The following is a 26,251-nucleotide window of genomic DNA, read 5'->3' as shown; positions in this document are numbered from 1 at the left end:
GTGGAGCAGCCCGGTAGCTCGTCAGGCTCATAACCTGAAGGCCGCAGGTTCAAATCCTGCCCCCGCAACCAACTTTACTTGCGAAAGCCCCGCCACACCGGCGGGGTTTTTGCTTTGCACCGAAAGCGTAAGGATTCCAGCGAGATCGCCGCGCACGTCGATCCTGACCTGCTCCCCGTTTTGTCCGCGTCTATAAGTTAGGCCTGTTCACGTTGCGGTCCATAGCGGACCGGGTTGCAAATTCGTTTGGGGTAAGCCCGTCGAGGCTCGTGTGCGGTCGATGTCGATTGTAGTCGATCCTCCAATCCGCAATGATTTCGCGAGCGTGGCGGTAGCTGCGGAATAGATGCGCGTTCAGGCACTCGTCCCGCAGCCTGCCATTGATGGGGAAGACGGCCCCGCTCCGAGAAGGGACCGTATAGTGGTCCCAGATTGCAAAAGGAGCTTTCCGATGAAACCAACCACCGTTGGCCTTGATCTGGCCAAAAACGTTTTTCATGTCCATGTCGCTGACGCATCTGGACATACGATCGATAGTAAGAGGCTGACACGCCGCGAGTTGCTGCCGTTCTTTGAGGCGTTATCGCCTTGCCTGGTCGGCATCGAAGCTTGTGCAACTGCCCATAACTGGGCGCGCCAACTGCAGGGGATCGGACATGACGTTCGTCTCATTCCGCCCGGCTACATCAAACCTTATGTGCGGCGCGGAGCAAAGAATGACGCTTCTGATGCTGCTGCCATCTGTGAAGCCGTGACCCGCCCGAACATGCGTTTTGTCGCGATCAAATCACGCGAGGATCAAGCCTTTCTGATGCTTCATCGCGCCAGAGGGCTTTTGGTCCGGCAACGTACCATGGCGGCTTGTGCGTTCCGGGCGCATTTGGCCGAGTATGGCGTTATCGTCGCGCAGGGTAGACATCGGGTCGATGCCCTTGTCGCGAAGCTGGATGAGATAAGAGGGGATCTGCCGGAGCATGCGTGCTTCGCTTTGGACATGCTCATTGGTCAACTTGATGCACTGAACCACCAGATTGACAGCATTGATGCCCGGTTGGGAGAGATCCACAAGAGCAACACGATCTGCCGCTTACTGGCAACCATACCGGGGATAGGGCCAATCACAGCAACTGCTTTCGCTGCCACAATTCCGGACCCATCCGCCTTTCGATCAGGCCGCGAGTTTGCCGCCTGGCTTGGCCTGACGCCGCGACAGAACTCTTCGGGCGGCAAGAACAGGTTAGGTGGCATCACTAAGCAAGGTGATCGATATCTCCGACACCTGCTGGTTCTGGGGGCGCGAACGGTGGTGCGGTATCCAAAGGCGCGTTCCCGAGTCGATGGCCCATGGATCGAAGCATTGCTCGAGCGGCGCAGACCTATGGTCGTTGCTGTCGCCGTTGCAAACAAATTGGCGCGAACCATCTGGGCAATGCTGACGACCGGAGAGGTGCTCAGGACCGCATAGCCGCAAAGACACATTCACCCAGACATAACGAGATGGCAAAAGTGCAATGACAGCGTGATGGCAAATCGGCAGAGCTGAGGATCGAGAAAGCCCGGAGAGCTTTAAGCGCGCCATAGCGCGTCCCGTTGATGAGGCCTCGATCCGCGGACACCATCAGGGCCAGCAGTCATGTGAGGGCTGCATGAACAGGCCGAATACATGAACGCACCCGCCGATGAACATTACGATTAAAGCACTTGCGCCCGCGGGGCCGTCTATACATGAAGCTTTCTACGAAGCCGTTCTGCATTGGCTTGCCGGGCGCGATGTAATGCCATTCGACGCCGCGATCCTGCTGCCATTTGAGCATGGCGTTCGAGGTCATTTCCGTGCCGTTGTCGCTGACCACCATCAGGGGGTCGCCGCGACGCTCAGCGATGACATCCAGTTCACGGGCCACACGCCCACCCGAGATCGAGTTGTCGACGACGGCCGCCAGGCATTCCCGGCTGAAGTCATCGATGACGCACAGGATGCGGAAGCGGCGTCCGTCGATCAGCGTGTCCGATACGAAGTCGAGGCTCCAGCGCTGATTGGGATCCTGTGGGATCGTGATCGGTGCTCGCGTGCCCAGGGCTCGCTTGCGGCCACCGCGTTTGCGCACGGTGAGTCGTTCCTCGCGGTAAAGGCGGTAGAGTTTCTTCCAGTTCACCTCGACACCTTCGCGTTTCAGCAGGATGTGCAGGCGCCGGTAGCCGAAGCGCCGACGTTGTGACGCCAGCTCCTTCAGCCCCTTTCGCAGCTTTGCATCGTCCGGTCACGTCGATCGATAGCGATAGACCCGCGGGTCGATACCCACCAGACCGCATGCACGGCGCTGGGAATAGCCTTGATGTTCGATAGCCCAGCTCACGGCGTTCCTCCTTAAGCCGGACGTCAGAAGTTTTTTCCGAGCATCTCGCCGAGCGTCGAGACATCCATCATCGACTCCGCCAGAAGCGTCTTCAGCTTGGCGTTCTCCTCTTCCAGCGTCTTCAGCGGCTTGGCCTCCGACACTTCCATGCCGCCATACTTCGAGCGCCTCTTATGGAAAGTCGCATCGCTGACGCCGTATTTGCGGCACAGATCAGCCGCCGACATGCCCGCCTGATGCTCCTTCAAAATGCCGATGATTTGCTCATCGGAAAACCTGGATCGTTTCATTGCCTGCCTTCTTCGTTGGGGAACAGACTAACCAAAAAAACGAGGATCATTCAGGGAAGCAGGTCACCAGGATCCCGATCAACGAGTTGGTGACTGCAATCGGGCTTCGCCCATGTAAAATCCGCTTCGGTTCGTTGGCAGCCCGAGAACAGAAATCCTCTTTACAACCTCATTTTCATGATCCCCAGCATAGTTCCCGAGCAGGACGAGGTTGAGGCCGGAGGCCAGGAACGCCTGACGGTCAAAAGCGCGGTCGCGGATTTCATCCTGCTCGTGGAAGAAGACCGCGCGCTTCAGCTTGTGTGCGGCCTTAAGCGTGACGACGGCCTCGCTAAGTCGTTCGGCGAAGCGGTCGTAGATACGATTGACGCAAACGCAGGACTGGCCGGCATTGCAGAGTTTCGCGGCGATCGCACCGGCCACGGCCGTCCTTTCTTCGGCATTCCGCGGCATCCGACATGTCCGGCAATGACCTGGTCGTCGTCGTCGGATCCTCGTGATCTGCCGTTCCCGCCTTGGGTAGGGCCGAGTTCACAGCGAGATTTTCGGTATCGGACGGGCTTGTCCAGCCGGTGTCATGTGCTTGCGATTGCCGGAAAAGGATTGGGCGACACGGGGTCAAGCCGGGCACCGAACAACTGGAAAGCGCGGGCATCGCAAACCGGCCATTTGTAAGGTTCTCGCGCCTGAAGTTTCGGATGCGGCATGATTGCGGACGACGGACAGGGTGCTCAAGCCTCGTGTTGCTAGGATACGGTCAATCACTGCTTTCTCGAAGCCCCGAGAGTTCGAACAGCATCGCGTGAATGGCGGAGGCATTGCGGTCGCCGAGGCCCTTGTTGTCGGCGGCAGCGTAGAGTTCGCCAATCAGGGTGGTGACCGGAACCGACACAGTCTGACTTTCGGCAAAAGCGCGAACCAGGCGGGTGTCCTTAAGCATGTGGCGCAGATAAAAGCTTGGCGCATAATCGCCGGCAAGGGTTGCTCGTCCGACATTGCGGATCAGAAGAGAACTGTAGTCCGTAACGTCGAAGACGCCCATGACGGCATCGCCGTTAAGCCCGGCCTTGCGGGCGAGCGACAGGGCTTCGCCGAGCGATTCCATCTGGGCCGCCACCAGCAGATTGCCGACGAGCTTCATCATCGCGCCGCTGCCGGGCGGCCCCAAATGGTGCACGGTCGCCGCGAGCGGTTCCAGGACCGGGGCCAGACGATCAAACGCGTTTTTGTCGCCGCCGCAGACAAAATCGAGCTTTCCGGCCCACGCCTCGCCCTTGCTGCCGAAGACCGGTGTGTCGAGATAGGTGGCATTGCGCTCCGCGATCGCGGTTGAAATCGAGCGCGTCAGTTCGGGGTCGGTGGTTGTTGCATCTGCGACGATGGCGCCTTCGGCAATATGGGCGACGATGCCATCCTCGCCAAAATAAACCGCCTTTTGAGCATCCGGTCCCGTCAGGCAGACCATGACGAGTTCGCAACCCGACAGGGCCTCAGCGATGGTGTTCTGGGGCGCTGCGCCAGCGAGCGTCTCCGGCAGATCGAAGGCGGTGCGGTTCCAGACCTTGATCTCGTGACCGGCTTTGAGGAGATTGTGAACCATCCCCTGGCCCATTGTTCCGAGCCCGATATAGGCAATTTTCATCGCGTCCTCCTTCAAAGCGGGGTGTCTGCCCGGACGCGGCGATTGGCGCCCAGGCTCAATGGGGTGGGTCGAAGCCTGCGGTATTTTCAGCCCGCGCGGACCGTTGCCGTCATCGACTGGATGATGAACAGGCCGACAGTCGCGCCGGCATCCTGCAGGCCCTTCGATTTTTCCTGGAATGCGGCGGCCTTGCCGTGCTGCGCGACCATGGTCTTGGTGTTTTCCAACGCGTCGCTCGCGGCCTCGACGGCCTTTTCCATTGCTTCCGGCAGTGTTCGTTTCTTTTCTGCCGATGCCTCCAGGCTCGAAGCGATCGGCTCCAGCACATCGAGCACCGTTTTGTCGCCGACTTTGGCCTTGCCGCGCTGGGCGACGCCATCGCTGTAGGCACGCCAAAAGGCGGCCATTTCCACAGTGCGGATAGCATCCACGCCGTCCAGCGCCTTGCTGGCCCGCAGGAAGCCTGTGGCCATCAGCGTGCCCATCGTCGAAGGCGCGGCCTTGGCCATCGCCATGCCGGCGTCCTTCAGGTAGGTGGCGATGGCGGGGTCGGGTTCGGCAACCACTGCCTCGTGGGCGGCGGCAAAAGCCTTGCTCATCGTAAGTCCCAGATCGCTGTCGCCCACCTTGCCGTCGAGCGCGATCAGAAAGTCGCGCTTGTCCGCGAAGAAGGCGGCAAGGCCGGCGAAGACGTCGACCATATGTTCGGTGTTGATCTGATCCATGATAACCTCCGTCAGCCCTTGAGGCGGGTAAAGAACGGCGTGTTGGCCGGCGCTGCGATCAACCGGTCGAGCTCATCGTCGAGCTTGATCAGCGAGATCGAGGCGCCCGCCATTTCCATCGCGGTTGCATACTCGCCGATGAAGACGTGTTTTGCTGTGATGTTGCGTTCGGACAGGCGCTGCGCAACACGACGGTAAAGGATGTAGAGCTCCTCGCGTGGGGTGCCGCCAAGACCGTTGATCAGAACGGCGACATCGCCACTTTCGTAAAGATTCTCGGCAAACAGACGCTCCATCAGGGCGTCAACCACATCATCGGCGGGTTCGAGGTTGCGGCGGCTGATTCCCGGTTCGCCGTGAATGCCCATGCCGATCTCCATTTCGTTTTCGCCGATCTCGAATGTGGCATGGCCGACTTCCGGCACGACGCAGCTGGACAGCGCGACGCCCATCGTGCGGGTGTTGAGACGGGCCTTTTCGGCAATGCGGGTGACTTCGTCGAGGTCGAGGCCTTCTGCCGCTGCGGCGCCCGCGGCCTTGTAGACGAAGAAAATGCCGGCAACGCCGCGCCGCTTGTGTTCTTCACCGATCACGGAGGATGCCGCATCGTCATTGCCGACGACCGAGGTCACGCGGATGTTTTCGAATTCCGCAAGTTCCGCCGCCATGTCGAAATTGATGATATCGCCGGTGTAATTGCCGTAGATATAAAGAACCCCGGCGCCCTGATCGATGTATTTGGTGACCTCAAGCATCTGCTCGGCGCTTGGGGACTGGAAGATGCCGCCGACCGCGCATCCGTCCAGCATGCCATCGCCCACATAGCCGAGGAAGAGCGGCAGGTGACCGGATCCGCCGCCGGTGGCGATACCGACCTTGCCCGGCTTCGGCGTTGCCGTCACCAGGCAGTGCTTGTCGTTTGCGGCATAGGTCACGGCAGGATGAGCAAGGTAGATCCCCTCCAGCATTTCCTCGACGACGTTTTCCGGGTTGTTGATGAATTTTTTCATGGGACTACGCTTTCCTGAGAAATAGGCATTACGATTTTCGCTGTTGCGCCATGAAGAACGCAGCGGCGAGAAGGATGAAGAAGCCGATGACGAAACGCTGCCAGGTGCTGGGGATGCCGACCATGACGAGCACGTTGTTCAAGACAGTGACCAGAAGCACGCCGAGGATCGTCCCCAGCACCGTACCGGTGCCGCCCGTTATGCGGGCGCCACCGAGCACGACCGCGGCGATCACGCTGATTTCGCTGCCGACCAGGTCGAAAGGATTGGCCAGGCGATTGCTGGACACATGAATGATCCCCGCCAGGCCCGCCAGCGCGCCGGCATAGCCGAACAGAAAGAGCTGCACCGTTTTCAGATTGTAGCCCAGCCTCTCGGCAATAGCGCTGTTGCCGCCGATTGCGAAGATTGCGCGGCCCATCAAGGTCCTGTTGAGGATCCACCAGGTGAGAACGGCAGCTGCGGGCAGGGCGAGGAAGTAGACCGGAAGGGTGATGACCGCGCCGTTGGCGTTGGTAAACTGGAGTAGCGGCGCCCGACCGAACTCGATCATCTGCGGCGGCAGATCCATGATCCAGACCGTGCCGATGAAGGCGAGCAGGATGCCGCGAAACAGATATTGCGTTCCGATCGTGATGATCAGCGAGGGGACCCGCAGGTGATAGGCCAGTATGCCGTTCACGAAACCGAGCAGCATGCCGCCGATGGTGGCGATGAACACGATGAGCGGCATTGGCATGCCGGGAAAATGGTTCACGGTGAAGAGCGTGACCGAATACATGGACAGGGCGGCAATCGCGGTAAATGATACATCGATACCGCCAGCCGCGAGAATGACGAACACGCCAAGCGCGAACAGTCCCATCACGACGCTGGCGCGTCCGATATCGATCAGTGACGATGCCTGAAGAAAGTTCGGATTGATCACGGAGACGATCACGCAGATCGCGACCAGCAGCGCGAGCGTGATCAGTTCGGGATGGTTCTTCAGGAAGTGGTTGAAGCTGAAGCCGCCCTCGGCAACCTTCTGCTGCGCTTTGCTGCGTTCCATTTCGACGGATGTCATTGCGCCACCTCCAGTTCGGGTGCCGTCATGGTGCGGTATAGACTGTCTTCATCGGCGGCTTCGGCATCGTAACTTTTGACCACCTTGCCGCCGAACATGACGAGGATGCGGTCGCAGTTCTGCAGGAGTTCCGGCAGATCGTCACTGACCACAATCAGGCCCATACCTGCCTCTGCAAGCGACTGGATGGCGCGGTAGATCGTGTCTTTCGATCCGACATCGACACCCACTGTCGGTCCGTGCAGGACCAGAAGCTTTGGCAGGATCGACAGCCAGCGTCCGATGAGAACCCTTTGCTGGTTTCCGCCGGAGAGTGAGCCAACGGGCATGTCGATATCGTTCGTGTTCAGCCGCATCTTTCGGGAAAGATCTTGGGCGAGAGCCCGCCCTTTCTGGCTGTCGATCACGCCAAAACTGTTGGCAAGGCTCGCGACCACCAGGGCAATCTCGTTGTCGAGAATCGATTTTTCCAGAAACAGGCCCTCATCGAGCCGGTCCTCGGGAACATAGCCGATGCCGTGACGAATAGAGTCGGAGGGGCGGCGGATATGAAGCTCCTCGCCGTCAAGCTTCAACGTCCCGCTGGTTGCCGGATGGACACCGGAAATCGCCATGGCAAGCTCGTTGCGGCCTGAATCGGCCAGTCCGGTGATGCCAAGAATCTCGCCCTTCCTGAGGGAGAGGTTCACATCAACGAAACCCTTGCCTGAGAAGCGATCGGTGGACAGCAGTTCATCCGGTTGAGGTTCCGCCTTGCGGTAGCGGATCGCTTCGATCTCGCGGCCGGTCATCAACTCGGAAATCTGAGTCTTGGTGAAATTTTCAAGCGGCCCCTGGGCGACACATTCGCCGTCGCGGAACACGATGGCCTGACCGCCGATCCGGTAGCATTCATCGAGCTTGTGCGTCACAAACAGGACGGCGATATTGTCTTCGCGCAGCCTGTTGACCACCGTGATCAGCTTTTCGACCTCGCGCCGCGTCAGCGATGTCGTCGGTTCGTCCATGATCACCAGCTTGGCGTTGGTGGCAATGGCGCGGGCAATCGCCACCAACTGCCTTTGTGCCAGCGGGAGATCCGAAACGACGGTCGACAGAAAGGCGCGGGTGGTCGGCAATTCAACGGCTTCGAGCGCGCGCGTCGCTGTTTCGCGCAGCCGCGATCGGTCGAAAAGGCGCGCCAGCCGCCCGCCGCCCATGACGAGCTGTTCGCTGAGGGCGACATTTTCGGCCACGGTAAGATTGGGGATCAGCGACAGATCCTGATAGACCGTCTCGATGCCGGCGCTCAGAGACTGGATCGGCGTAAGCATGTCGTACTTGCTGCCATCCAGGATGATCTCGCCTTCACTCGGCGCGATTGCACCGGACATGACCTTGATAACCGTGCTCTTGCCGCAGCCGTTTTCGCCGAGAAGGTGATAGGCTTCACCAAGACGGATCGACATGTCGACACCGCGCAGCGCATGCACACCGCCATAGCGTTTGTGAATGCCGCGCAGTTCCAGAAAAAGCTCTCCTGACGAGGTTGATCCTGACACGCTCACACTCCTTCTTCGATTGATCATGATGCCTGCAGAAAACCAGGCCTTGCGTGGCCGGGCGCTTGAAAAGCGCCCTGGCCTGCTCGGGAGGTCAACAGATCAGAAGTAGACGTCCTTGTAGGTGTCCTTGTCGGCGAGGACCATGCCATTGCCGATGGCGAGGAGGCCGTCTCCGGCGCCTTTGGTGACAGTGATGCTGTGGTAGCCGTCGACACCGAGATCCATGCCGTCGACGATTTCCTCGCCGGCCAGCAGTTTCTGCGCGGCGGCATTCATCGCCATGCCGGCCTTCATCGGGTCCCAGAACCCGATCGCCGTGATCGCGCCCGATTCCAGATAGGGCGCAGACGGGGCGGGCAGACCGGTGCCGACAAGGCATACCTTGCCGGCAAGGCCGGCTTCCTCGATGGCACGGCCGACGCCGAGGACGTCATTGCCTGCAGAGGTCTGGAAACCCTTGATCTCAGGATATTTACGCAGGATCTCCTTGGCCTTTTCGTAGGTGCCGTTGGCATCGTCGAAGGATTCATTGTTCGGATCGACAAGCTCCATGCCGGGGTACTTCTCGGCGTTTTTCTCGCCGGCGCCCACCCACTGCATATGGGTGCGGCTGCCCAGCGAGCCGACGAAGGTCGTCCATTTGCCTTCGCCGCCCATGCATTCGGCAAGGCGTTCGTTGAGGGCGGTGCCGTAGCTGTCGTTATCGAAGGCTTCGATATCGACCATGGTATTGCGCTGGTTGTCGGCCTCGTGGGTGACGACGATGACGCCGCGGTCCATGGCCCGCTTCAGCGTACCCTCGATGACGACCGGGTCCATCGGCACGACGGCCAGAGCGTCGACGCCCTTGGCGATCAGGTCCTGGATGATCTGCAGCTGTTGCGCCGCATCGGCAGTCGCAGGGCCGTAGCCTTCGGCCACGACCTCGGGATGCTCCGACTGATATTCCTCGACACCCGTATTCATGCGATCGAACCACGGAATGCCGCTGATCTTGAAGACGGTGGCGATAACCGGTTTGTCGTCCTGTGCTGTTGCCAGACCGGTTGCTCCCGCAAGCGCGGTTGCAGCCATCAGGGTGGCGACAGCGACTGTTTTGAAATGCTTTCTCATTTTTTCCTCCAATTTTCCCTCCATCCTTCAACCGTCCACCCGAGGGGATGCGGACGGCCAGAGCTCCTCAACATTTGGTGTGAGGCGATGCTCTTGAAGCTGTATTGTTTGAAACGGGGCGTGTTTGCGACCCGTACCCGTCTCGGCTAGCGTCGACCTCCCGGGAGCAGAAAGCCAACCAGATCGTGGCGACCGATGACCAGGAAGGCGAGCAGCAGCGCACCCCAGGCAAAGTCCCTGACGAAATTCGAGAAGCCGCCAAAATTCAGAAGGCTCGACATGAGCTGCAGCGCGATCGCCGACAGGACGACGCAGATGATGCGTCCATACCCACCCTGCGGGCGGACCCCTGCCATGACGGCCACGAGGATGGCGATCAGCAGATATGACGTGCCGTAGTCCCATTTCACGTTGACGTTGCGTGCGGCGATGATGACCCCGGCAATGCCGGCGAGCAGACCGCTCAGCGTGTAGGTCGTCGTGATCACCGCACGCTTGGGGAAACCGGCGAAGGTCGCGGCCTTCAGGTTCGAGCCGCCGAGCATCAGCCACTTGCCATAAGGGGTATAGCGCACGGCAAGCCCGATCACCGTAGCGACGGCGATGAAGATGATGAAGCCGATCGGCACGGCGAAGATGAAACCATTGCCGATATTATAGAGCGGGTCCGGGTCACCTACGGTGACCGCTCGTCCGCCCGAGACGATAACGGCAAGCCCGGTGAACGCCATCTGCGTTCCGAGCGTGCAGAGGATCGGCGTGATGCCGACAAACGAGATCAGAAGTCCGTTGATCAGCCCGCCGAGACATCCGACAAGAACCGCGATCAGAGCGAATGTCGCGGTGAATGTCATCGGCTGATCATAGGGATCGAGAAAGCTCGTCACGATGATCGCCGAAACCACGCCGGCGAGATTGGCAAGCGAGATGCCCGATAGGTCGATGCCGCCATTGCCCGCGCACATGGCTAGTGCCACGCCGATTGCCAGAAGGCCGATCTCGGGGACCTGCGTTGCCATCGACTGCAGATTGAAAATCGAAAGAAAGGTTCCGCCCGAGATCAGGGCGCCGATTGCCAATAGGCCCAGGTTCATAACCGCGAGCACGAGCAGTTGACCATCCAGCTGACGCATTAGCACCTCCCGTTTACTAAATCGCCTTAACTTTACTAAACGTTAGCAGAGAGGTTGCGCTCCAGCAAGGGGATATTTTTCCGTAATTTGGCTATTTTGTCTTCTAATTTGAATGAAATCGGCCTAAAAGTCGATAAATTTTAACTAAACAAAAAGCGCAAAGATAAGAAGGTTGCAACCTCAGCGCCAACCAGCAATTTTGAGAATATGAAAAGCAAAACCATTCCCACGATTCGCGACATCGCAGCCGCCTCAGGGGTTTCTGCTGCGACGGTCTCCCTTGTGCTTAATGGCAAGGGGGAGATTTCGGAAGCGACGCGGGTGCGGGTTCTTGAAGCCGTATCCCGGTTGAAATATGTGCCGCGTGCCTCGCGGAGCCGTTCCAGCGAAGTTAAAGAGACATTGCGGTTTCTGAAGATTGCCAAGCACGGGCAGACGGTGAACCGGGACCACAGTCATTTCATCTCCGATTATATCGACGGCATGTCGCAGGAGGCGCTGCGGAGAGGCTATGCCCTTGAGGTTACGAGCCATGACGGCGAAACCATTGCGGCGATCGCGGAAGCGGTTGCCGGGGCGGCCGGCGTCAGCGGCATCATCGCTCTTGGAACGGAACTGAGCGAGGGGGACATCCGCTTGCTGCAGAGCGTTGGCACGCCGATCGTGTTCATCGATACCTTTCATGATGTTGTCGAAGCGAATTTCGTCAACATGAACAACATCGATGCCGTCTACAAAGTGCTGGAACGCTTCAAGTCGCGCGGCTTTTCGAGGATCGGCTTCGTCGCCAGTCATGTTGGAACGACCAACTTCAAACTGCGGTATGACGCCTTTTTTCGCAATATGGAGCGGTTAGGCCTCGAAGTTGATCCTTCCCTGATCATCTCCGTCGAATCGACCTTCAACGGCGCCCACCGCGGAACGTCTGAATATCTGGCCTCCGGGGGAAGGCTGGCGGAATGCTATTTCTGCACCAATGATATCATGGCGTTCGGCTTTGCCAGGGCCTTGAGGGAAAATGGGATTGGTATCCCGGAGGATGTTTCTCTGATCGGTTTCGACAATCTGCCGATGAGTGCCACCAGCGATCCGCCTTTGACAACGATCGATGTGTCGAAGCGCAAGATCGGCTTCCACGCCGTCGCTCTGCTCGACGACATCATCAACGGCCCTCCCGACCTTCCCTGTGTCAAGATGCTGGTCGGCGCCGATCTTGTCGCCCGCTCCAGCGGCTGATCCGGGATTTGAACTGAACGCTGCAAACGATTGAGACGTTCCTGCCGACTTCAATCGTTTCTGTTATAGCCGAGCCTCTCCGGCAGTTGTCGCATAACCGTCAGAACGGCACACGCCGCCAGGTCCACGCGCTGGGGTTTTGAATTTCGCATGAACCGGGGTGGCCGGCATTGCCGGGCTGGTGCGCAAAATCCTGAGTTCGTTACGCAGCCGAGAAGGCTCCGTCATGCGCACCGGCAAAACACCGATTGCAGCGCCGCTGGTAACCACCTGAGCCAGCATCGAAACACTGCTGCAGATATCTTCTCTTTGCGGTGCGCTATTCAAATTTGTGAATGCACTTTGCCAAATGGTCCTCGGCCGACAGCCTGACGTGCAAGCGTCTCAAGTTGGTTACTTCTGGCCGCATCAGCAAGCGCGGGCTTGAGAATGCCGACAATTTCTGGAAGGCCGGGATGCGGGACTTCCAGTTTGAGGTCGAACCTGCCGGCCCTGAGGTTTGCCGGACCAAGCGTGATGGGTCGTTGCTGGGGCCAATCAACAGGTTGCCTTCGTGTTGCATGATCATGTGCCGAAGCTACGCCACGGACGAAGAGGTCGCTCAGCGTCAGGTCAGTAGTGATTCCGTCAAGCTTTCAAATGCAACGTAACCAGAACGGTGATTTCCGAACCCTCCGGTATTTCGGCGGAGAGGCGGAGCCAGCCGCCGAAATGCGACAGCTTGGCCGCTGTCAGCTTGTCCTTGGTTTCCGGCAGGCTGAGGGTCGTTCCTTCCGCCGTCCAGTGGATGCCATCGGGCGAGATTTCGACAACGGCTTTTGGCAGAGCGCCTTTCGGCGTCTTCAGCGCGCGAACGAATATGACAGCCTCATGCGCCCATCCGGCCTCATACGGTTCCGTGGCGGCACGGCCGCTCCAGCTCTCGTTGCGGGCGATGATGGCTGTGATGTTTTCCGGCAGCATCAGAATTCTCCCGAGATGCAGATTGAATCGACATAGAGAAAGGCGCGCTTGGCGACATCGGTTTCGGCGAACAGGCAGAAATTCAGCATGCACCAGAGGTTCTTCATCGCCGGAATGCGCATCGGCGCAAAGCCCGACACATCGAATTCGCGGTCGTTGCAGCGCAGGCTTGTTGCACGCATGCTGGCAAGATCGAAGTCGAACCGCAGATAGCTCCAGTTCACCTTGGTTGCGATCTCGTTATAGCAAAGCCGCTGGTCCCCGTCGGGCAGGTCTTCCCAGCCGTCGGGCGAGAGGTGGTAATGGGTCGCGGTCTTGTCGTCGTCGCCGATCTTCAGCATCTCGCTGGTCTTCGATTTGAACTGCCATTTCTGGATATGCTTGCCATGCTCGGCGTTGAGAAAGCGCACATGCGGCATCACCCGCTCGACATCGCCGTCGGTATCGCCGCCCTGCAGGTCGAAAAGAAAACCGAAGGAGCGGACATCAGTCTCGCTGAGCTTCAGTTCCGTGGCCTCTGGCTTGAAGGTGAAGTAGCACTCGAAGCGGATCGGGCCGCGCTCGCGCGTCGTCAGTCGCTTGATCGCCACGTTCTGCGCGCCCGGCCTGGCGCGGGTCGCGATCTTCAGGGCGTAGGAGCTGTCGACGCCGCCGTGGGAGCCGGCGTCCCAGTGACTGAGGGTCGACAGCATTGCCGAGGTGTGCTGGGCGTAACCCGGCAGCATAGTATCGAGCGTATCCTCGTAATTGCCGACCAGTTGCGACCAGCCGCAATGGCCGCGCGAAAAATCGTCATGGCTGATGATCCGGCGCAGCGGATCGAAACAGCTAAGATTGGGATCGGAAAGGCGAAGCGCCCTCAGCATCGCGGTTTCCAGTGCGTCCGGTGCGGCGGCATGTGCCATGGGGGTCTCCTTGAAAGATGTCATTCGGGCGCGCGCAGCCGTTCGACCGCATCCCAGTTGATCTGAAGGCCGAGGCCCGGTCCCTGAGGCACGTCCAGTGTGCCATCCTTCTGGCGCATGCAACCGGCCGCTAGATCGGCAAGTTCGGTCTTGAACGGGCTGCGGTCGCCTTCGCACTCCATGATCCGGAAGTTCGGCATCGCGGCCGCAAGATGGGCGGATGCTGTCTCGCAGACGATACCCGACATGCCGATATGGGGCGCGTAGTCGACATCGAAAGCCTGTGCGAGCTCGGCCATGCGGCGGGTCTCGGTAATGCCGCCAGCGCGCGCCACATCGGGTTGCAGGACGGAAAGGGTGCGACCGGCAACGAGACGCTTGGCCTGGTCGACCGTGAAATTGCTCTCGCCCGCGGCAAGCGGTACATCGCAAAGCCTTCTGAGTTCCTCGTAGCCCTGCTCGTTTTCAGGGGCAAGCGGTTCCTCGAACCAGACATAGCCGCAATCGGCCAGCGCCTTGCCGACTTCGACCGCCTCATCCAGGCCATAGGCCCAGTTGGCGTCGACGCACAGCGCTATCCCGTCGCCGGCGCGGCGGCGCATCAGCTCGATCTTGCGGCAGGCATCGGCAACCGGGGAGGCCATCTTCACCTTGAGCTGGCGAAAACCTTGCTCCAGAAGCTCATCGACCTGTTCTTCCATCAGCGCGTCATCGCGCCAGTTGACCGCGGCGGCATAGACATCGATGTGCTTGCGGCCAATACCGCCCAGGAGCGCATGGACGGGAAGGCCTGCTGCCTTGCCGAGTATGTCCCAGAGCGCGATGTCGACGCCGGAAATCGCCTCAAGCAGCATGCCGCCCGCCCGGCCCGAAAGCGCGCGGCGCATATTGGCCCAATGGGCGGCGATATTGCCGGCGGGCTGTCCCACAAGGCGCGGCTTCAGGGCATCCTCGATCAGATGGGCATAGGCATGCGGCGCAAAGCGCGCCAGCGTCTCGCCAACGCCGACGATGCCGGCATCGGTGCGCACTTCAACGAGCACGATCGAGACCTCTTCGTACCGCCCCCACGAGGTGATGGTCGGCTGCGGCAATTTCTGCGTCAACGGGTGTGCTATAACATCGCTGATCAGGATGTCGCCTTTCGTCTCAACGGTCATCAGGCGGCCTCCCTTGCCATCTTTTCCATCCGGGCGACGCCCTCCCAATTAATTTCGATCCCGAGCCCCGGCCCCTGCGGTACGCTCAGCATTCCGCCCTCGGCGCGTTCCCCGCCGGGACGCAGATCCGCCACTTCCGACTTGAACAGGTTGGCGCTTGCCGCGCATTCCATGATCCGGGTGTTCGCGGCCGCCGCCGCCACATGGAGACTCGCCGCCTCGCAGATGATGCCCGACATGCCCACATGCGGCGCATAGGCGACGTCATGCTGGGCCGCGAGCCGGGCCATTGCCAGCGTCTCGGTAATGCCGCCGGAACGGGTGACATTGGGTTGAAGCACGGAAAGCGTCCGGTCGCAGGTCAGAGCCATCGCCTGATCAACGGTGTAATTGCTTTCACCCGCGGCAAGCGGAACGGCGCAGCGGGCGCGAAGCTGCCGATAGCCATCCTCGTCTTCGGGGCGCACAGGCTCCTCGAACCAGGCGTAGCCGCGGCTTTCAAGCGCCTTGCTGACCATAACCGCCTCATCGAGGTTATAGGCCCAGTTGGAATCCGCGGTGAGCTCGACGCCGTCGCCGACGGCCTCCCTCACCGTGGCGATGCGTTTGCAGGCGGCTTCCGGGCTGCGGCCGATCTTGACCTTGATCGATGAAAACCCCCGCCGGGCGAAGGCGATTGCCTGCTCTGCGGCGCGCTCCTCGAGCGGGTCCCAGCTGACCGATGCCGCATAAACGGGAACCGCAGCACGGCCTTCGCCTCCGAGAAGCCGGTAGATCGGCAGGCCGCAGGCCTTGCCCGCAATGTCCCAGAGCGCGATGTCGACGCCGGCGATAGCCTCGATCAGCATGCCTCCGGCGCGGCCGGAAAGCGAACGGCGCATCAGCGCCCAGTTGGCTGAGATGTCGAGCGCATCGCGGCCGACAAGCCGCGGCTTCAACGCGTGCTCCACCAGTTCCGCATAGGCGCAGGGGGCAAACCGCGCAAGCGTTTCGCCATAACCCGTGAGGCCTGTCGTCGTTCGCACTTCGACGAGCATGATCGAGACTGCGTCATAACGCCCCCAGGATGTTTCCGTGGGTGTGGGCAATTTCTGCGTAAGCGGGTGGGCAATTATGTCCGCAATCGGGTGCGCAGCGGCATCGGGCACGTTCTGTTCCTCCTGGATGTCGAGCCTGTCTAGCTTAACAATGATATCTTAGCAACCTAAAAACATAGTTGCTATGTTAGTGAAGCCATGGTACCCCTCAGCCAATCGAAGGATGGAACCATGACTGACGCTCCGACAGAAAAGCCCTTTTTTGCGACCAAGCTGGCAACGCCGCCGCGGCTTGCCGATGCGGTATCCGATGTCATTGCCACCGCGCTTTTCGACGGCCGCATCACGCCCGGCGATCCGCTTCCCTCGGAAGGAGAGATCGCGCGTGAGTTCGGTGTGAGCAAGCCGATCGCGCGTGAAGCGCTGCGGCAGCTTTCCGGCGTCGGGCTGATCCAGACACAGCGCGGCAAGGTTGCCCGCGCCACCGCCATCACTGGCGAGCCGCTTGACCGTATTTATGGCTACGCCGTGCGCTCGAGCCTGACCCGCCTGCGCGAGGCCAACGAGATGCGCCACCTCTTCGAGAGCGGTATCGCCCGTCTTGCCTCAGAGCGCCGCGCCGAAAAAGGCGTGCAGCAGATGGCCAAGGCGGCGCGCGCCATGCGCGAGGGGTTGGGTAAGGCGGAGCAGTTCATCGAGGCCGATATCGCTTTCCACCTCGGAATGGCCGAAGCCACCGGCAACTCCATGATCCGGATGCAGGGCGAGGGGCTGCGCTCGGTCCAGCGTGAGGTCTCCGAACTGTTCTCGCGCCGGTCCAACAGGACGGCGGAAGACTGGGACCGCACGGTCGCCCGGCATGAAGCGCTTTATGCCGCCATCCGCGATGGCAATGTCGAAGAAGCCGTCCGTATGATCGACGATCACTACAAGGCCGCGGACATTGCCTCCTTCGAGGTCGCTGACCAGATGGAGACAGATGACGATGACTGAACCGCGTTTCCTTTCCGGCCGTCGCGCAATTGTGACCGGCGCCGATCAGGGCATCGGGCGGGCCATCGCGCGCGCGCTCGATGCCGCCGGCGCGACCGTCGTCCTGCATCACCTGAACGGCGTTGCCGGGGCGCGCGAGACACTCGCCGATGCCGAAGCCCACGAGGCCGATTTTACCGAAGCCGGAGCGGCGGCAGGGCTTGCCGCCAGGGTGCTTGAAGGCGGACGGCTCGACATTCTGATTGCGAATGCGGCTATCGAGCAGCGCGGGCCTTGGCAGTCCGTGGCCGAGGAAACCGTCAATCGTCATGTCGAGGCCAATTTCACGTCATTCCTGACGCTCTGCCAGGCCCTGGTGCCTCCCATGGCGGAACGCGGTTGGGGGCGGGTGGTCGCGGTCGGCAGCATCATGGCTGCGCGCCCGCGCGCCGAAACGCTGGTCTATGCCGCCCTGAAATCCGCGCAATATACAGCCCTTGCCGCCATCGCCCGCGATGTCGCCGGGTCGGGCGTGACGCTGAACGCGATCGCGCCCGGTGCGATCGAGACCGAGCGCACCGCTTCCCGCTACGCCGATCCCGATTTCCGCAACGCCGTGACGGCCAAGATCCCGGCTCGCCGTCAGGGCAGGCCGGAAGATTGCGTCGCGCCCGTGCTGATGTTCTGCTCGGATCAGGCCGCCTACATCACTGGCGCAACGGTGCCCGTCGATGGCGGATGGAGCCTCGGTGACGCGCCGGGCGGCCTGCCGGGAGAGCGCACATGATGCGCGCGCCCAAAATCAAGGTTCTGCAGAGGTCGCCCGATATCGTCGGGGAAGGCCCGCTCTGGCTTCCCGAGAGCGGGGAGATCGCCTGGGTGGATATTCCAGCGGGAAAGCTTCGTCGCATGCCTCTTGCGGGCGGGGCGGTTACCACATTGTCTTTCGATGTTCCCCCGGCCGCGCTTGCGCGCGATCTCGAGGGTGATCTGGTCGTGGCGGCCGGGACCGGCTGGCATCGGCTTGCTGGTGATGGCAGTCTGTTGCCGATCGCGACCCCGGCCATGCCGGAGGCGGGCTGGCGCATGAATGATGGCTGCGTTGATCTTGACGGACGGTTCTGGACAGGCTCGTTGGCCGAGCCGCGCACATCCGGCGCACCGGGCAAGTTGTTCCGTCTCGACCGCAACGGCGGCGTTGCCGAAGTCGACGGCTTGCAGACCCAGAACGGACTTGCCGTCGCACCCGAAGGAACGACGCTCTACCTTGCCGACAGCCATCCCGAGGTCAACACGATATGGGCTTTCGACCTTGATCGCGGCTCCGGGCGGCTGTCCAACCGCCGCGTGTTCCATCGCCCGCAACAAGGTCGCGTGGACGGTGCGGCGATGGACGCTGAGGGCTGCTACTGGTTTGCCGGCATCGATGCGGGGCGGATCACCCGCCTCGCGCCTGAAGGTGAGGTGCTTGCACACATCGATCTGCCCGTCAGTCGCCCTACGAAACTGGCCTTTTGCGGTCACGACCTGAAAACAATCTGCGTCACCAGCATGTCGATCCTGCCTGAAGGCAGGACCGCCGCTGATGAGCCGCTTGCCGGTGCGGTTTTCATGCTTGCGAGCGATGTCGCGGGCATGCCTGTGCCGCCGGTCAGTGTTCTGCCCGACGATCACGGGCAGAAGGAATTGCAGTGAAGAAATGCAATCAAGGGAGGAGAACCCGATGAAAATGAAATCACTATTTGTCACGACCGCCGCCGTTAGCCTGCTTGCGGCCGGACCGCTGTCGGCGGAGGAGCTGCGGTTCACGCTGTGGACCGGCAATGATGCGCATCTTGCGATGTTCAATGCGATCGCGGAAGGCTTCGCCGAAACCCATCCGGACGTGAAGGTCGTGTACGAGACCATTCCGGCGGCCGATTATACCCAGAAGCTGACGTTCCAGCTTGCCGGCGGCAATCCGCCCGATCTTGGCTGGATGTTCGAAGACGTGACGCCCGGTTTTGCCGAGGCGGGTGTGATCGAGGACTTGCGCCCTGCGCTGGAAGCCACCGATGGTTACGATCTGGCAGACTTTTCCGAGCCGGCCATGGGGCTTTGGACCGACGGGGAGGTCATCAATGGCCTGCCGTTCTCGACCTCGCCCTTCATGATCTATTACAACAAGGACATGTTCGACGCCGCCGGTCTCGAAACGCCGGCCGAACTTGCCGAAAAGGGCGAGTGGGACATGGAGAAATTCCAGGAGGTCGCAGCGGCGTTGACGGCTGCCAATGACGGCAAATGGGGTTTCGAGTTCAAGGACGGGCAAGGCTATGACTCGCGGATCATGCATGCGCTGATGCCGCCGATCCGCGCCTATGGCGGCTTTGCCTGGCAGGATGGCGAATGCGGCTTCAACAAGTCAGAAGCCGTCGCTGCAGTCACCCAGCTCCACGACATGGTTTTCAACGACAAGTCGATCGTTCCGCCCGGCGAGGTCGGGGACTTCTTCTCCGGTAATTCTGCCATGACGATCAACCAGATTTCACGCGCATCGCGTCTTGCCGATGCCGGCTTTGAATGGGGCATCGCCCCGCTTCCGACCGGGCCTGCGGGTGCATCTCCGGTCATCGGTCAGGCGGGCATCGTGGTGTTTTCGCAGGGCGAGCAGAAGGATCTGGCCAAGGAATTCATCGCCTATATGACGAACCCCGAGAACTCCGAAACCATGTCTCAGTTCTTCCCGCCGGCGCGCAAGTCGGTGCTGGAAAGCGACACCTTCATTGAGGCCAACAAGTTGATCTCGCCGGAGCAGATGGCCTATGTCAGCGAGGCGATCGAAGAAGGTCGCGTGCTGCCCAGCCACGCAAATTATGCGCAGATCTATGCCGCCATGAAGCCCCGCATGGATGCCTTGTGGCGGGCCGATGCCGATGTGCCGGCAGCGCTTGAGGCTGTCTGCGCGTCGATCGAAAACCAGCTTTGAGTAAGACGGAATGACGAGCCTCAATGAAAACGGGACCACGGCGCAACGCGCGCCGTGGCTGACCCTTCGCCGCAGGGAGATGTTTGAGGGATGGCTGTTCGTCAGTCCCACGGTCGTCGGTTTCCTGATCTTCTTCCTTGGCCCGCTGATCGCGGTGGTCATCTATTCGTTGTCGGAGTGGAACCTGCTCAGCCAGAAGATGACCTATGTTGGCCTGGCGAACTACGACGATGCGCTCACGTTCAATCCCGATTTCTGGCACGTCATTCGCAATTCGGTGATTTTCGCTGCAGGCCTAGTGCCGCTCAACATGGCGCTGGCGCTGGCACTGGCGCTGGCGCTCTGCCGGCCGGGCAGGGGCGTGGTGTTCTTTCGCACGGCGTTTTTCGCGCCGGTCGTCACCTCCGCCGTTGCCTGGGCGATCGTCTGGAAATTCCTGCTTCAGGGCGAGGCTGGCGCCGTCAACCAGGCGCTGGCGCTGATCGGGGTCGACGGCCCGAACTGGCTCCGGGAGCCAAACTGGGCGATGGCCGCTGTGATCGTCACGCGCGTGCTGAAAATGGTCGGTCTCAACATGATCCTGTACATCGCAGCGCTCCAGGCCATTCCGCGCGATTATGAGGAGGCGGCCCGTCTTGAGGGCGCCGGTCGCTGGCAGATCTTCACCATGGTCACCTGGCCGCTTCTGGCGCCGAGCACGCTGATCATCATGGTCATCACCACGATCGGCTCTTTCAAGGTGTTCGACCATATCTATCTGATGACCGGTGGCGGCCCGGAAAACGGCACGCTGGTGCTTGCCTTTTACATCTACCAGCAGGCCTTTGAATTCTTCAATGTCGGCTACGCCTCGGCGCTCGCCATGATCATGTTCGTGATCGTTCTGGTGCTGACGCTAGTGCAGGTCATGCTCAGGCAGAAGGGATCGGCGTGATGGAGCTGACAACCGGCCAAGCCCGCAAAATATCGAAAGTCTGCTGGGTGATCGCGCTCGGCGTCGTTTCCGTGCCGTTCATCTTTCCCTTCCTCTGGATGTTGTCGTCCGCGTTCAAGAACGCGAATGAGATCTTCGGCCAACCGAGCCTGATCCCGACGGTCTGGCGTTGGACCAACTTCATCGAGGTCTTCGAGTACCAGCCGTTCGCGCGCCAGTATTTCAACTCGATCTATATCGCGCTTGCAGTCACGGGCCTGACGCTCTTCATCTCCTCGCTGGCGGGTTACGCCCTGGCGCGTATGCGCTTTGCCGGTGCGGCCATGTTGATGCTGTTTCTGATGTCGGCGCTGATGGTGCCGGAGGAAGTGACCATCGTTCCGAATTTCTTTCTGATGAAATGGCTGAACGTGATGGACACCCATATTCCCCTGATCGTGCTGCCGGTCTTCGGTCCGCACGGGGTGATGGCAACCTTCCTGATGCGGCAGTATTTCGTCTCGCTTCCCAAGGAGCTCGAGGAGGCCGGCAAGATGGATGGCCTGTCGCGGTTCGGCATCTGGTGGAAGGTCGCGATCCCGATGTCGAAGCCGGCGCTCGCGGCGGTTGCGATCATCACCTTCCTGTTTTCGTGGAACCTCTTCCTCGAGCCGCTGGTGTTCCTCTCCAGCCTGGAGAAATTCACGCTGCCGCTGGCGCTCTCTAATTTCACCGACCCCTATGGCGCGCCGCTCTGGCATCTCCAGCTCGCCGCGACCAGCCTCGCCGTGGTGCCGATCCTGATCGTCTACCTGATCGCGCAGCGGCAGATCATCGAAAGTTTCGCAATGTCCGGAGTGAAGGGCTGACCCCCTCAGGGACCGAAAGGCATGACATGAGTAATCTCAAGCTCAAGACCGTAACCAAGTCCTTCGGAAAGGCCGAGGTCATCCACGGCATCGATCTCGACATCCATGACGGCGAGTTCATCGTCTTCGTCGGGCCTTCCGGATGCGGCAAGTCAACGCTGCTTCGCATGATCGCAGGGCTGGAGGACATTACCAGCGGCGACCTTTTCATCGGCGAGCGGCGGATGAACGAGGTGCAGGCGGCAAAGCGCGGCGTCGCCATGGTGTTCCAGTCGTATGCGCTCTATCCGCATCTGACGGTCCGCCAGAACATGGGCTTCGGCCTCAAGGTGCGCAAGGAAAAGCCGGACACGATCGCCCGCAAGGTCGATGATGCGGCAAAGACACTGCAACTTGAAAAGCTGCTCGACCGTTATCCCCGCGAACTTTCCGGCGGGCAGCGGCAGCGCGTTGCGATCGGTCGCGCGATCGTCGGTGATCCCGACGTATTCCTGTTCGATGAACCGCTTTCGAACCTCGATGCGGAACTCAGGGTTCATATGCGCGCCGAGATCGCAGCCCTTCATGGTCGGCTCGGCAACACGATGATCTATGTGACCCACGACCAGATCGAGGCCATGACCCTTGCCGACCGTATCGTGGTCCTGCGCGACGGGCTGATCGAGCAGGTGGGCACGCCGAAAGAGCTTTACGCGCATCCGGATAATGTGTTCGTCGCGCAGTTCATCGGCAGCCCGAAAATGAATGTCTGCGATGCAGGGGCCGTTGCGCCGGCACTTGAAGCCGCAGGGGTGGCTGTCGGCGACGCCGACAGGATCGGCATTCGGCCCGAGCATCTGAGAATGGTCGCGGACGGCGGAATCCTGACCGGAAAGGTGATCCTCAGCGAATATACCGGCGGCAGTTCTCTCCTGCATTTGACGGTGGAAGGCGCCGGGACATTTCTCGTGCTGGCTGAAGGCCAGGAAGCGCCGGTTCCGGGAGTGAGCATCGGACTTTCCTTCGATCCCAGCAATCTGCATCGCTTCGACAAGGACGGGCTGACGCTTCGTCAGCAAGCGCTGGTCGATTGACGGGGCGGTCCCGCCCCATACGAATTCATTTACGGGAGTTGGACAGAGGGGCCTGAAGAACTGAGGTCAATCTACTCCATCAAGTGCAGGGACTGAACATCGGGGAGCCAGGGTCTGGCCGGAACACAAACTTCGATGTGACTTTGATCGTCGTCGCGGGCTGCGAGCCTTTCTTTGCAAGAGATACCGAAGAAGTTGACGGCCTCACGGCCGGACAAAACAGCGTTCAAATCCTGCCCCCGCAACCAACACTATCTTTCAAACCCCTTCAGCCGCGCTGGAGGGGTTTTGCCGTTTCTCGCACTGCGGGGCTTTGGTCGTGCCGGCCCAACAAATGAATAATCGACCCCGATCCGGCTTTTATGCGCCGGATCGACGAACCGCCTCTCGACGACCCATTTGCAGAAAGCCGGATGTTGCAGGGGCTTTTGACAGTCCAAGGGGTGGCAACTGGGCGGCTGAGGGCCGGAGCCGGCGTCGGCTCAGCCTGCCGTGCCGGCGTCAAGGATTTCGCGCTTGCCGACATGGTTTGCGGGGCCGACGAGCCCTTCCTTCTCCATGCGCTCCACCAGCGAAGCGGCGCGGTTGTAGCCGATCGACAGGCGGCGCTGGATATAGGAGGTCGAGCACTTCTTGTCACGCTGGACGATCTTGATCGCCTTTGCGAAAAGCTCGTCGGCATCATCGCCGTCGGTTGCCATTTCGGTTGCGTCAAAGACGGGCGTATCCTCATTGCCCTCCTCGTCCTCTTCCTCATCGACCACGACGCTGCCGAGGTAGGTGGGCGTGCCCTGCGTCTTGAGATGGTCGACGACCTTTTCGACTTCGTAGTCTGAAACGAAGGGGCCGTGGACGCGGGCGATCCGGCCGCCGCCCTTCATGTGCAGCATGTCGCCCTGGCCCAGCAGATATTCCGCGCCCTGCTCGCCGAGGATGGTGCGGCTGTCGATCCTGGAGGTGACCTGGAAGGAGATGCGCGTCGGGAAGTTGGCCTTGATCGTGCCGGTGATCACGTCCACCGATGGCCGTTGCGTCGCCATGATCAGGTGAATGCCGGCCGCGCGCGCCATCTGCGCCAGACGCTGGATCGTGCCCTCGATCTCCTTGCCGGCGACCATCATCAGGTCCGCCATCTCGTCGACAATGACAACAATATAGGGCAGCGCCGAAAGATCGAGCGCCTGGTCCTCGAAAGTCTGCTCGCCGGTGGTGCGGTCGAAGCCGGTGGGCACGGAAACCATGATGGTCTCGCCGGTGGCCCGGGCTTCGGCAACGCGCTTGTTGAAGCCGTCGATATTGCGCACGCCGAGCCGCGACATCTTGCGGTAGCGGTCTTCCATTTCGCGCACGGCCCATTTCAGCGCCAGCACGGCCTTCTTCGGATCGGTCACCACGGGGGTCAGAAGATGCGGAATGCCGTCATAGACCGACAATTCCAGCATTTTCGGATCGACCATGATCAGCCGGCATTCTTCCGGGCGCAGGTGATAGAGCAGCGACAGGATCATGGTGTTGATCGCCACCGACTTGCCGGACCCCGTGGTGCCGGCAACCAGCAAATGCGGCATTTTCGCAAGTTCCGCGACCACAGGTTCGCCGCCGATATTCTTGCCGAGACAAAGCGGCAGGCGGAAATCCGTCGTCATGTAGTGGCGGCTTTCGAACAGCTCCCTGAGATAGACCGTTTCGCGTTCTTCATTCGGAAGTTCGATGCCGATCACATTGCGGCCCGGGATGACGGCAACACGGGCGGAAAGCGCCGACATCGAACGGGCGATGTCATCCGACAGATTGATGACCCGCGAGGACTTGACGCCCGGCGCCGGCTCGAATTCGTAAAGCGTGACGACGGGACCCGGACGCACATCAATGATCTCGCCCTTGACGCCGAAATCCTCAAGAATGCTCTCCAGCAGGCCGGCGCTCTGCTCCAGCGCTTCCTGGCTGAACTCGCTGGCTTCATCCGAGCCCGGCATCTGCAACAGGTCGATCGACGGGAAAACAAAGTCGGTTTCCTCGTGTTTTGCCAAGACATTGAGGGCCTGGGGACGTTCCTTCTGTTCCGGTTCGGCCTCGATGTCGGTCTCTTCGCCGGCATCGAAATCATTCTCATCGATGCATGCGGCGGCATCCGCCGTCGGTTCTTCGACAGACGGGACGTCCTCGGCGTCTTCATCGTCTTCACCGGCGTCTTCAGAAAATGTCGGTGCGTCCGGGGTCGTGTTTTCTGCTATCCGCGTGGGGCTGTAGGCCAGCACCTGCCGATAGAGCGAAATCGGAGAGGGGACGTCTTCGGCGGGTTCTTTCGTCTCGTCAGCCAGGGTTTCCACGGCATCCGAGGTCGCGGTCCATGACGAGATCATCAGTTCATCTTGCGGCACCTCGGCGACAGGTTCTGCGTGCCCCGTCTTGGCGTCTGCTTCTTCGTGCAGCGGGTCTGTCACGACCGGCTCTTGCTGTTGCGCGGGTTTCTCCGCCGGGCGATCTTCAAGGCCGGAAAGCGCCATCATCTCGAACGCCAGGGCATCTGGCAGATAGGAAAAGCGATCATCTTCCGTGCGGCGCATCTCGTTTGGTGTTTCAGGCGTCATGTCTTTTTCAGCGGTTGTACGGTCGGCCTCGACGACGTCAGGGAGAAAGGCGTTTGTTTCGCTCGAAAGATACCAGGGGATCGAGGGTGCAGCGTCTTCTTCGGTTTCCGTCTCATCGACGGGCTCGAAAACACGCAGCGGCGGTTCGTCCATCGCCTCGCAGGGTTCTGAATCGAATACCGCGACGCGCTCTGCCGGCAGTTCATCGGCGATCCGTTCCTGAAGCACGGTTGCCGGCGAGGGAGGATATGGTTCGAAATCCACCTGCTGCGAACCTGCGGAAGCCGGCGTTTCCGGCTCGGGATGTTTCTTGTGCGGCGTGCGGGTGAAGCGCACATTGGGACCCAGCACGAAGGGGCGCTGCCAGGTTGGCAGGCGTTCGGGATCAAGGATAGCCGCATCCCGATTGCGCCGCGGCGTTTCGGCGGTCTGATCGGCTTCTGCCTCGGCGGTGTCTGCCTTTTTCAAATCTGCGCGTTTCGATTGAAGGCTTGGATAAGGCGAAATAGGCATGCTGATGAAGACCAATCTGAGAATTGTCACACAGCCTATGTGATAGAAAAGAAACCTTAATCAGTCGTTTCGGCGGACGTGTTTTCATGAGCGGCCGACGGTACTAGGGACCAGGTGCCGGGCTGACATAGCCCGGAGGCCGAACTCTGCCGGACTTTTACATCGAAGTTT

At 60.5% G+C, this 26,251-nt stretch carries 22 protein-coding genes and 2 pseudogenes; 9 read left to right on the top strand and 15 right to left on the bottom strand.

Annotated features, from left to right (window positions below; all coding sequences use genetic code 11):
* Positions 1-190: 190 nt before the first annotated feature.
* Positions 191-394: pseudogene (locus FF124_RS20755) on the bottom strand (integrase core domain-containing protein); the annotation flags it as partial.
* Positions 395-451: 57 nt separating this feature from the next.
* Between FF124_RS20755 and FF124_RS07295 the strand changes: the two are divergent.
* Positions 452-1,465 carry an IS110 family RNA-guided transposase gene (locus FF124_RS07295; protein ID WP_138747812.1) on the top strand — a complete coding sequence of 338 codons (1,014 nt, stop codon included), beginning with the start codon at positions 452-454 and terminating at the stop codon, positions 1,463-1,465.
* Between the two features lie 253 nt (positions 1,466-1,718).
* On the opposite strand, the pseudogene FF124_RS07290 reads toward FF124_RS07295, so the two are convergent.
* The 9 genes and pseudogenes from FF124_RS07290 to FF124_RS07250 all read right to left on the bottom strand — a co-directional run.
* Positions 1,719-2,647, bottom strand: a pseudogene (locus FF124_RS07290) (IS3 family transposase); the annotation flags it as partial.
* A 78-nt stretch (positions 2,648-2,725) separates the two neighbouring features.
* Positions 2,726-3,070, bottom strand: a complete 345-nt coding sequence (locus FF124_RS07285) for a hypothetical protein (RefSeq protein WP_187326846.1) — start codon at positions 3,068-3,070, stop codon at positions 2,726-2,728.
* 334 nt (positions 3,071-3,404) lie between these two features.
* Positions 3,405-4,289, bottom strand: a complete 885-nt coding sequence (locus tag FF124_RS07280; protein WP_138747810.1) for an NAD(P)-dependent oxidoreductase — start codon at positions 4,287-4,289, stop codon at positions 3,405-3,407.
* An 86-nt stretch (positions 4,290-4,375) separates the two neighbouring features.
* Positions 4,376-5,014 carry a dihydroxyacetone kinase subunit L gene (locus FF124_RS07275; protein WP_138747809.1) on the bottom strand — a complete coding sequence of 213 codons (639 nt, stop codon included), beginning with the start codon at positions 5,012-5,014 and terminating at the stop codon, positions 4,376-4,378.
* Positions 5,015-5,025: 11 nt separating this feature from the next.
* Entirely contained in the window at positions 5,026-6,024 is a 999-nt protein-coding gene (locus tag FF124_RS07270; RefSeq protein ID WP_138747808.1) for a dihydroxyacetone kinase subunit DhaK, read from the bottom strand.
* A gap of 28 nt (positions 6,025-6,052) precedes the next feature.
* Positions 6,053-7,075, bottom strand: coding sequence for an ABC transporter permease (locus tag FF124_RS07265; RefSeq protein WP_138747849.1), 1,023 nt, complete (start codon positions 7,073-7,075; stop codon positions 6,053-6,055).
* A gap of 11 nt (positions 7,076-7,086) precedes the next feature.
* Positions 7,087-8,658: a sugar ABC transporter ATP-binding protein gene (locus FF124_RS07260; RefSeq protein WP_138747807.1), complete on the bottom strand. Its 1,572-nt coding sequence runs from the start codon at positions 8,656-8,658 to the stop codon at positions 7,087-7,089.
* Between the two features lie 75 nt (positions 8,659-8,733).
* The gene (locus FF124_RS07255) at positions 8,734-9,708 is read right to left on the bottom strand and encodes a substrate-binding domain-containing protein (RefSeq protein WP_425462516.1); all 975 of its coding nucleotides are present in this window, start codon (positions 9,706-9,708) and stop codon (positions 8,734-8,736) included.
* Positions 9,709-9,893: 185 nt separating this feature from the next.
* Positions 9,894-10,880 (bottom strand): ABC transporter permease, encoded by a 987-nt coding sequence (locus FF124_RS07250; RefSeq protein ID WP_138747805.1) that lies wholly within the window; start codon positions 10,878-10,880, stop codon positions 9,894-9,896.
* A gap of 207 nt (positions 10,881-11,087) precedes the next feature.
* On the opposite strand from FF124_RS07250, the gene FF124_RS07245 reads away from it, so the two are divergent.
* Positions 11,088-12,116: a LacI family DNA-binding transcriptional regulator gene (locus FF124_RS07245; RefSeq protein ID WP_138747804.1), complete on the top strand. Its 1,029-nt coding sequence runs from the start codon at positions 11,088-11,090 to the stop codon at positions 12,114-12,116.
* 627 nt (positions 12,117-12,743) lie between these two features.
* Here the strand turns inward: FF124_RS07245 and FF124_RS07240 are convergent.
* Genes FF124_RS07240 through FF124_RS07225 form a run of 4 tightly spaced genes read right to left on the bottom strand, consistent with a single transcriptional unit; the run spans position 12,744 to position 16,292 of the window.
* Positions 12,744-13,079, bottom strand: coding sequence for a hypothetical protein (locus FF124_RS07240; RefSeq protein ID WP_138747803.1), 336 nt, complete (start codon positions 13,077-13,079; stop codon positions 12,744-12,746).
* Positions 13,079-13,957, bottom strand: coding sequence for a DUF6772 family protein (locus FF124_RS07235; RefSeq protein WP_138747848.1), 879 nt, complete (start codon positions 13,955-13,957; stop codon positions 13,079-13,081). Before FF124_RS07235 ends, FF124_RS07240 begins: the two co-directional genes overlap by 1 nt.
* Before the next feature lie 47 nt (positions 13,958-14,004).
* Positions 14,005-15,144, bottom strand: a complete 1,140-nt coding sequence (locus tag FF124_RS07230) for a mandelate racemase/muconate lactonizing enzyme family protein (protein WP_138747802.1) — start codon at positions 15,142-15,144, stop codon at positions 14,005-14,007.
* Complete coding sequence (locus FF124_RS07225; RefSeq protein ID WP_138747801.1) at positions 15,144-16,292, bottom strand: mandelate racemase/muconate lactonizing enzyme family protein; 1,149 nt, start codon at positions 16,290-16,292, stop codon at positions 15,144-15,146. Before FF124_RS07225 ends, FF124_RS07230 begins: the two co-directional genes overlap by 1 nt.
* 120 nt (positions 16,293-16,412) lie before the next feature.
* Here FF124_RS07225 and FF124_RS07220 point away from each other — a divergent pair, with 120 nt between their 5' ends.
* From FF124_RS07220 to FF124_RS07190, 7 genes are read left to right on the top strand one after another with little or no spacing between them, the layout of a single operon-like run.
* Positions 16,413-17,174 carry a FadR/GntR family transcriptional regulator gene (locus FF124_RS07220; RefSeq protein WP_138747800.1) on the top strand — a complete coding sequence of 254 codons (762 nt, stop codon included), beginning with the start codon at positions 16,413-16,415 and terminating at the stop codon, positions 17,172-17,174.
* Positions 17,167-17,940: an SDR family NAD(P)-dependent oxidoreductase gene (locus FF124_RS07215; protein WP_138747799.1), complete on the top strand. Its 774-nt coding sequence runs from the start codon at positions 17,167-17,169 to the stop codon at positions 17,938-17,940. Before FF124_RS07220 ends, FF124_RS07215 begins: the two co-directional genes overlap by 8 nt.
* Entirely contained in the window at positions 17,940-18,848 is a 909-nt protein-coding gene (locus FF124_RS07210; protein WP_187326845.1) for an SMP-30/gluconolactonase/LRE family protein, read from the top strand. The genes FF124_RS07215 and FF124_RS07210 overlap by 1 nt, the downstream gene beginning before the upstream one ends.
* Positions 18,849-18,882: 34 nt before the next feature.
* Complete coding sequence (locus tag FF124_RS07205; RefSeq protein WP_246072257.1) at positions 18,883-20,121, top strand: ABC transporter substrate-binding protein; 1,239 nt, start codon at positions 18,883-18,885, stop codon at positions 20,119-20,121.
* Between the two features lie 10 nt (positions 20,122-20,131).
* A complete protein-coding gene (locus FF124_RS07200; RefSeq protein ID WP_138747796.1) occupies positions 20,132-21,055 on the top strand; it encodes a carbohydrate ABC transporter permease in 924 nt (307 codons plus the stop codon).
* A 5-nt stretch (positions 21,056-21,060) separates the two neighbouring features.
* Positions 21,061-21,903 (top strand): carbohydrate ABC transporter permease, encoded by an 843-nt coding sequence (locus tag FF124_RS07195; RefSeq protein ID WP_138747847.1) that lies wholly within the window; start codon positions 21,061-21,063, stop codon positions 21,901-21,903.
* 26 nt (positions 21,904-21,929) lie between these two features.
* A complete protein-coding gene (locus FF124_RS07190) occupies positions 21,930-22,976 on the top strand; it encodes an ABC transporter ATP-binding protein (RefSeq protein ID WP_138747795.1) in 1,047 nt (348 codons plus the stop codon).
* 482 nt (positions 22,977-23,458) lie between these two features.
* On the opposite strand, the gene FF124_RS07185 is transcribed toward FF124_RS07190, so the two are convergent.
* Positions 23,459-26,080 carry a DNA translocase FtsK gene (locus FF124_RS07185; RefSeq protein WP_138747794.1) on the bottom strand — a complete coding sequence of 874 codons (2,622 nt, stop codon included), beginning with the start codon at positions 26,078-26,080 and terminating at the stop codon, positions 23,459-23,461.
* Between the last annotated feature and the right edge of the window lie 171 nt (positions 26,081-26,251).

This window comes from Martelella lutilitoris (assembly GCF_005924265.1).
Lineage (GTDB): Bacteria > Pseudomonadota > Alphaproteobacteria > Rhizobiales > Rhizobiaceae > Martelella > Martelella lutilitoris.
The sequence above is the reverse complement of the archived record's forward strand: the minus strand, read 5'-3'. Positions and strand labels throughout refer to the sequence as shown.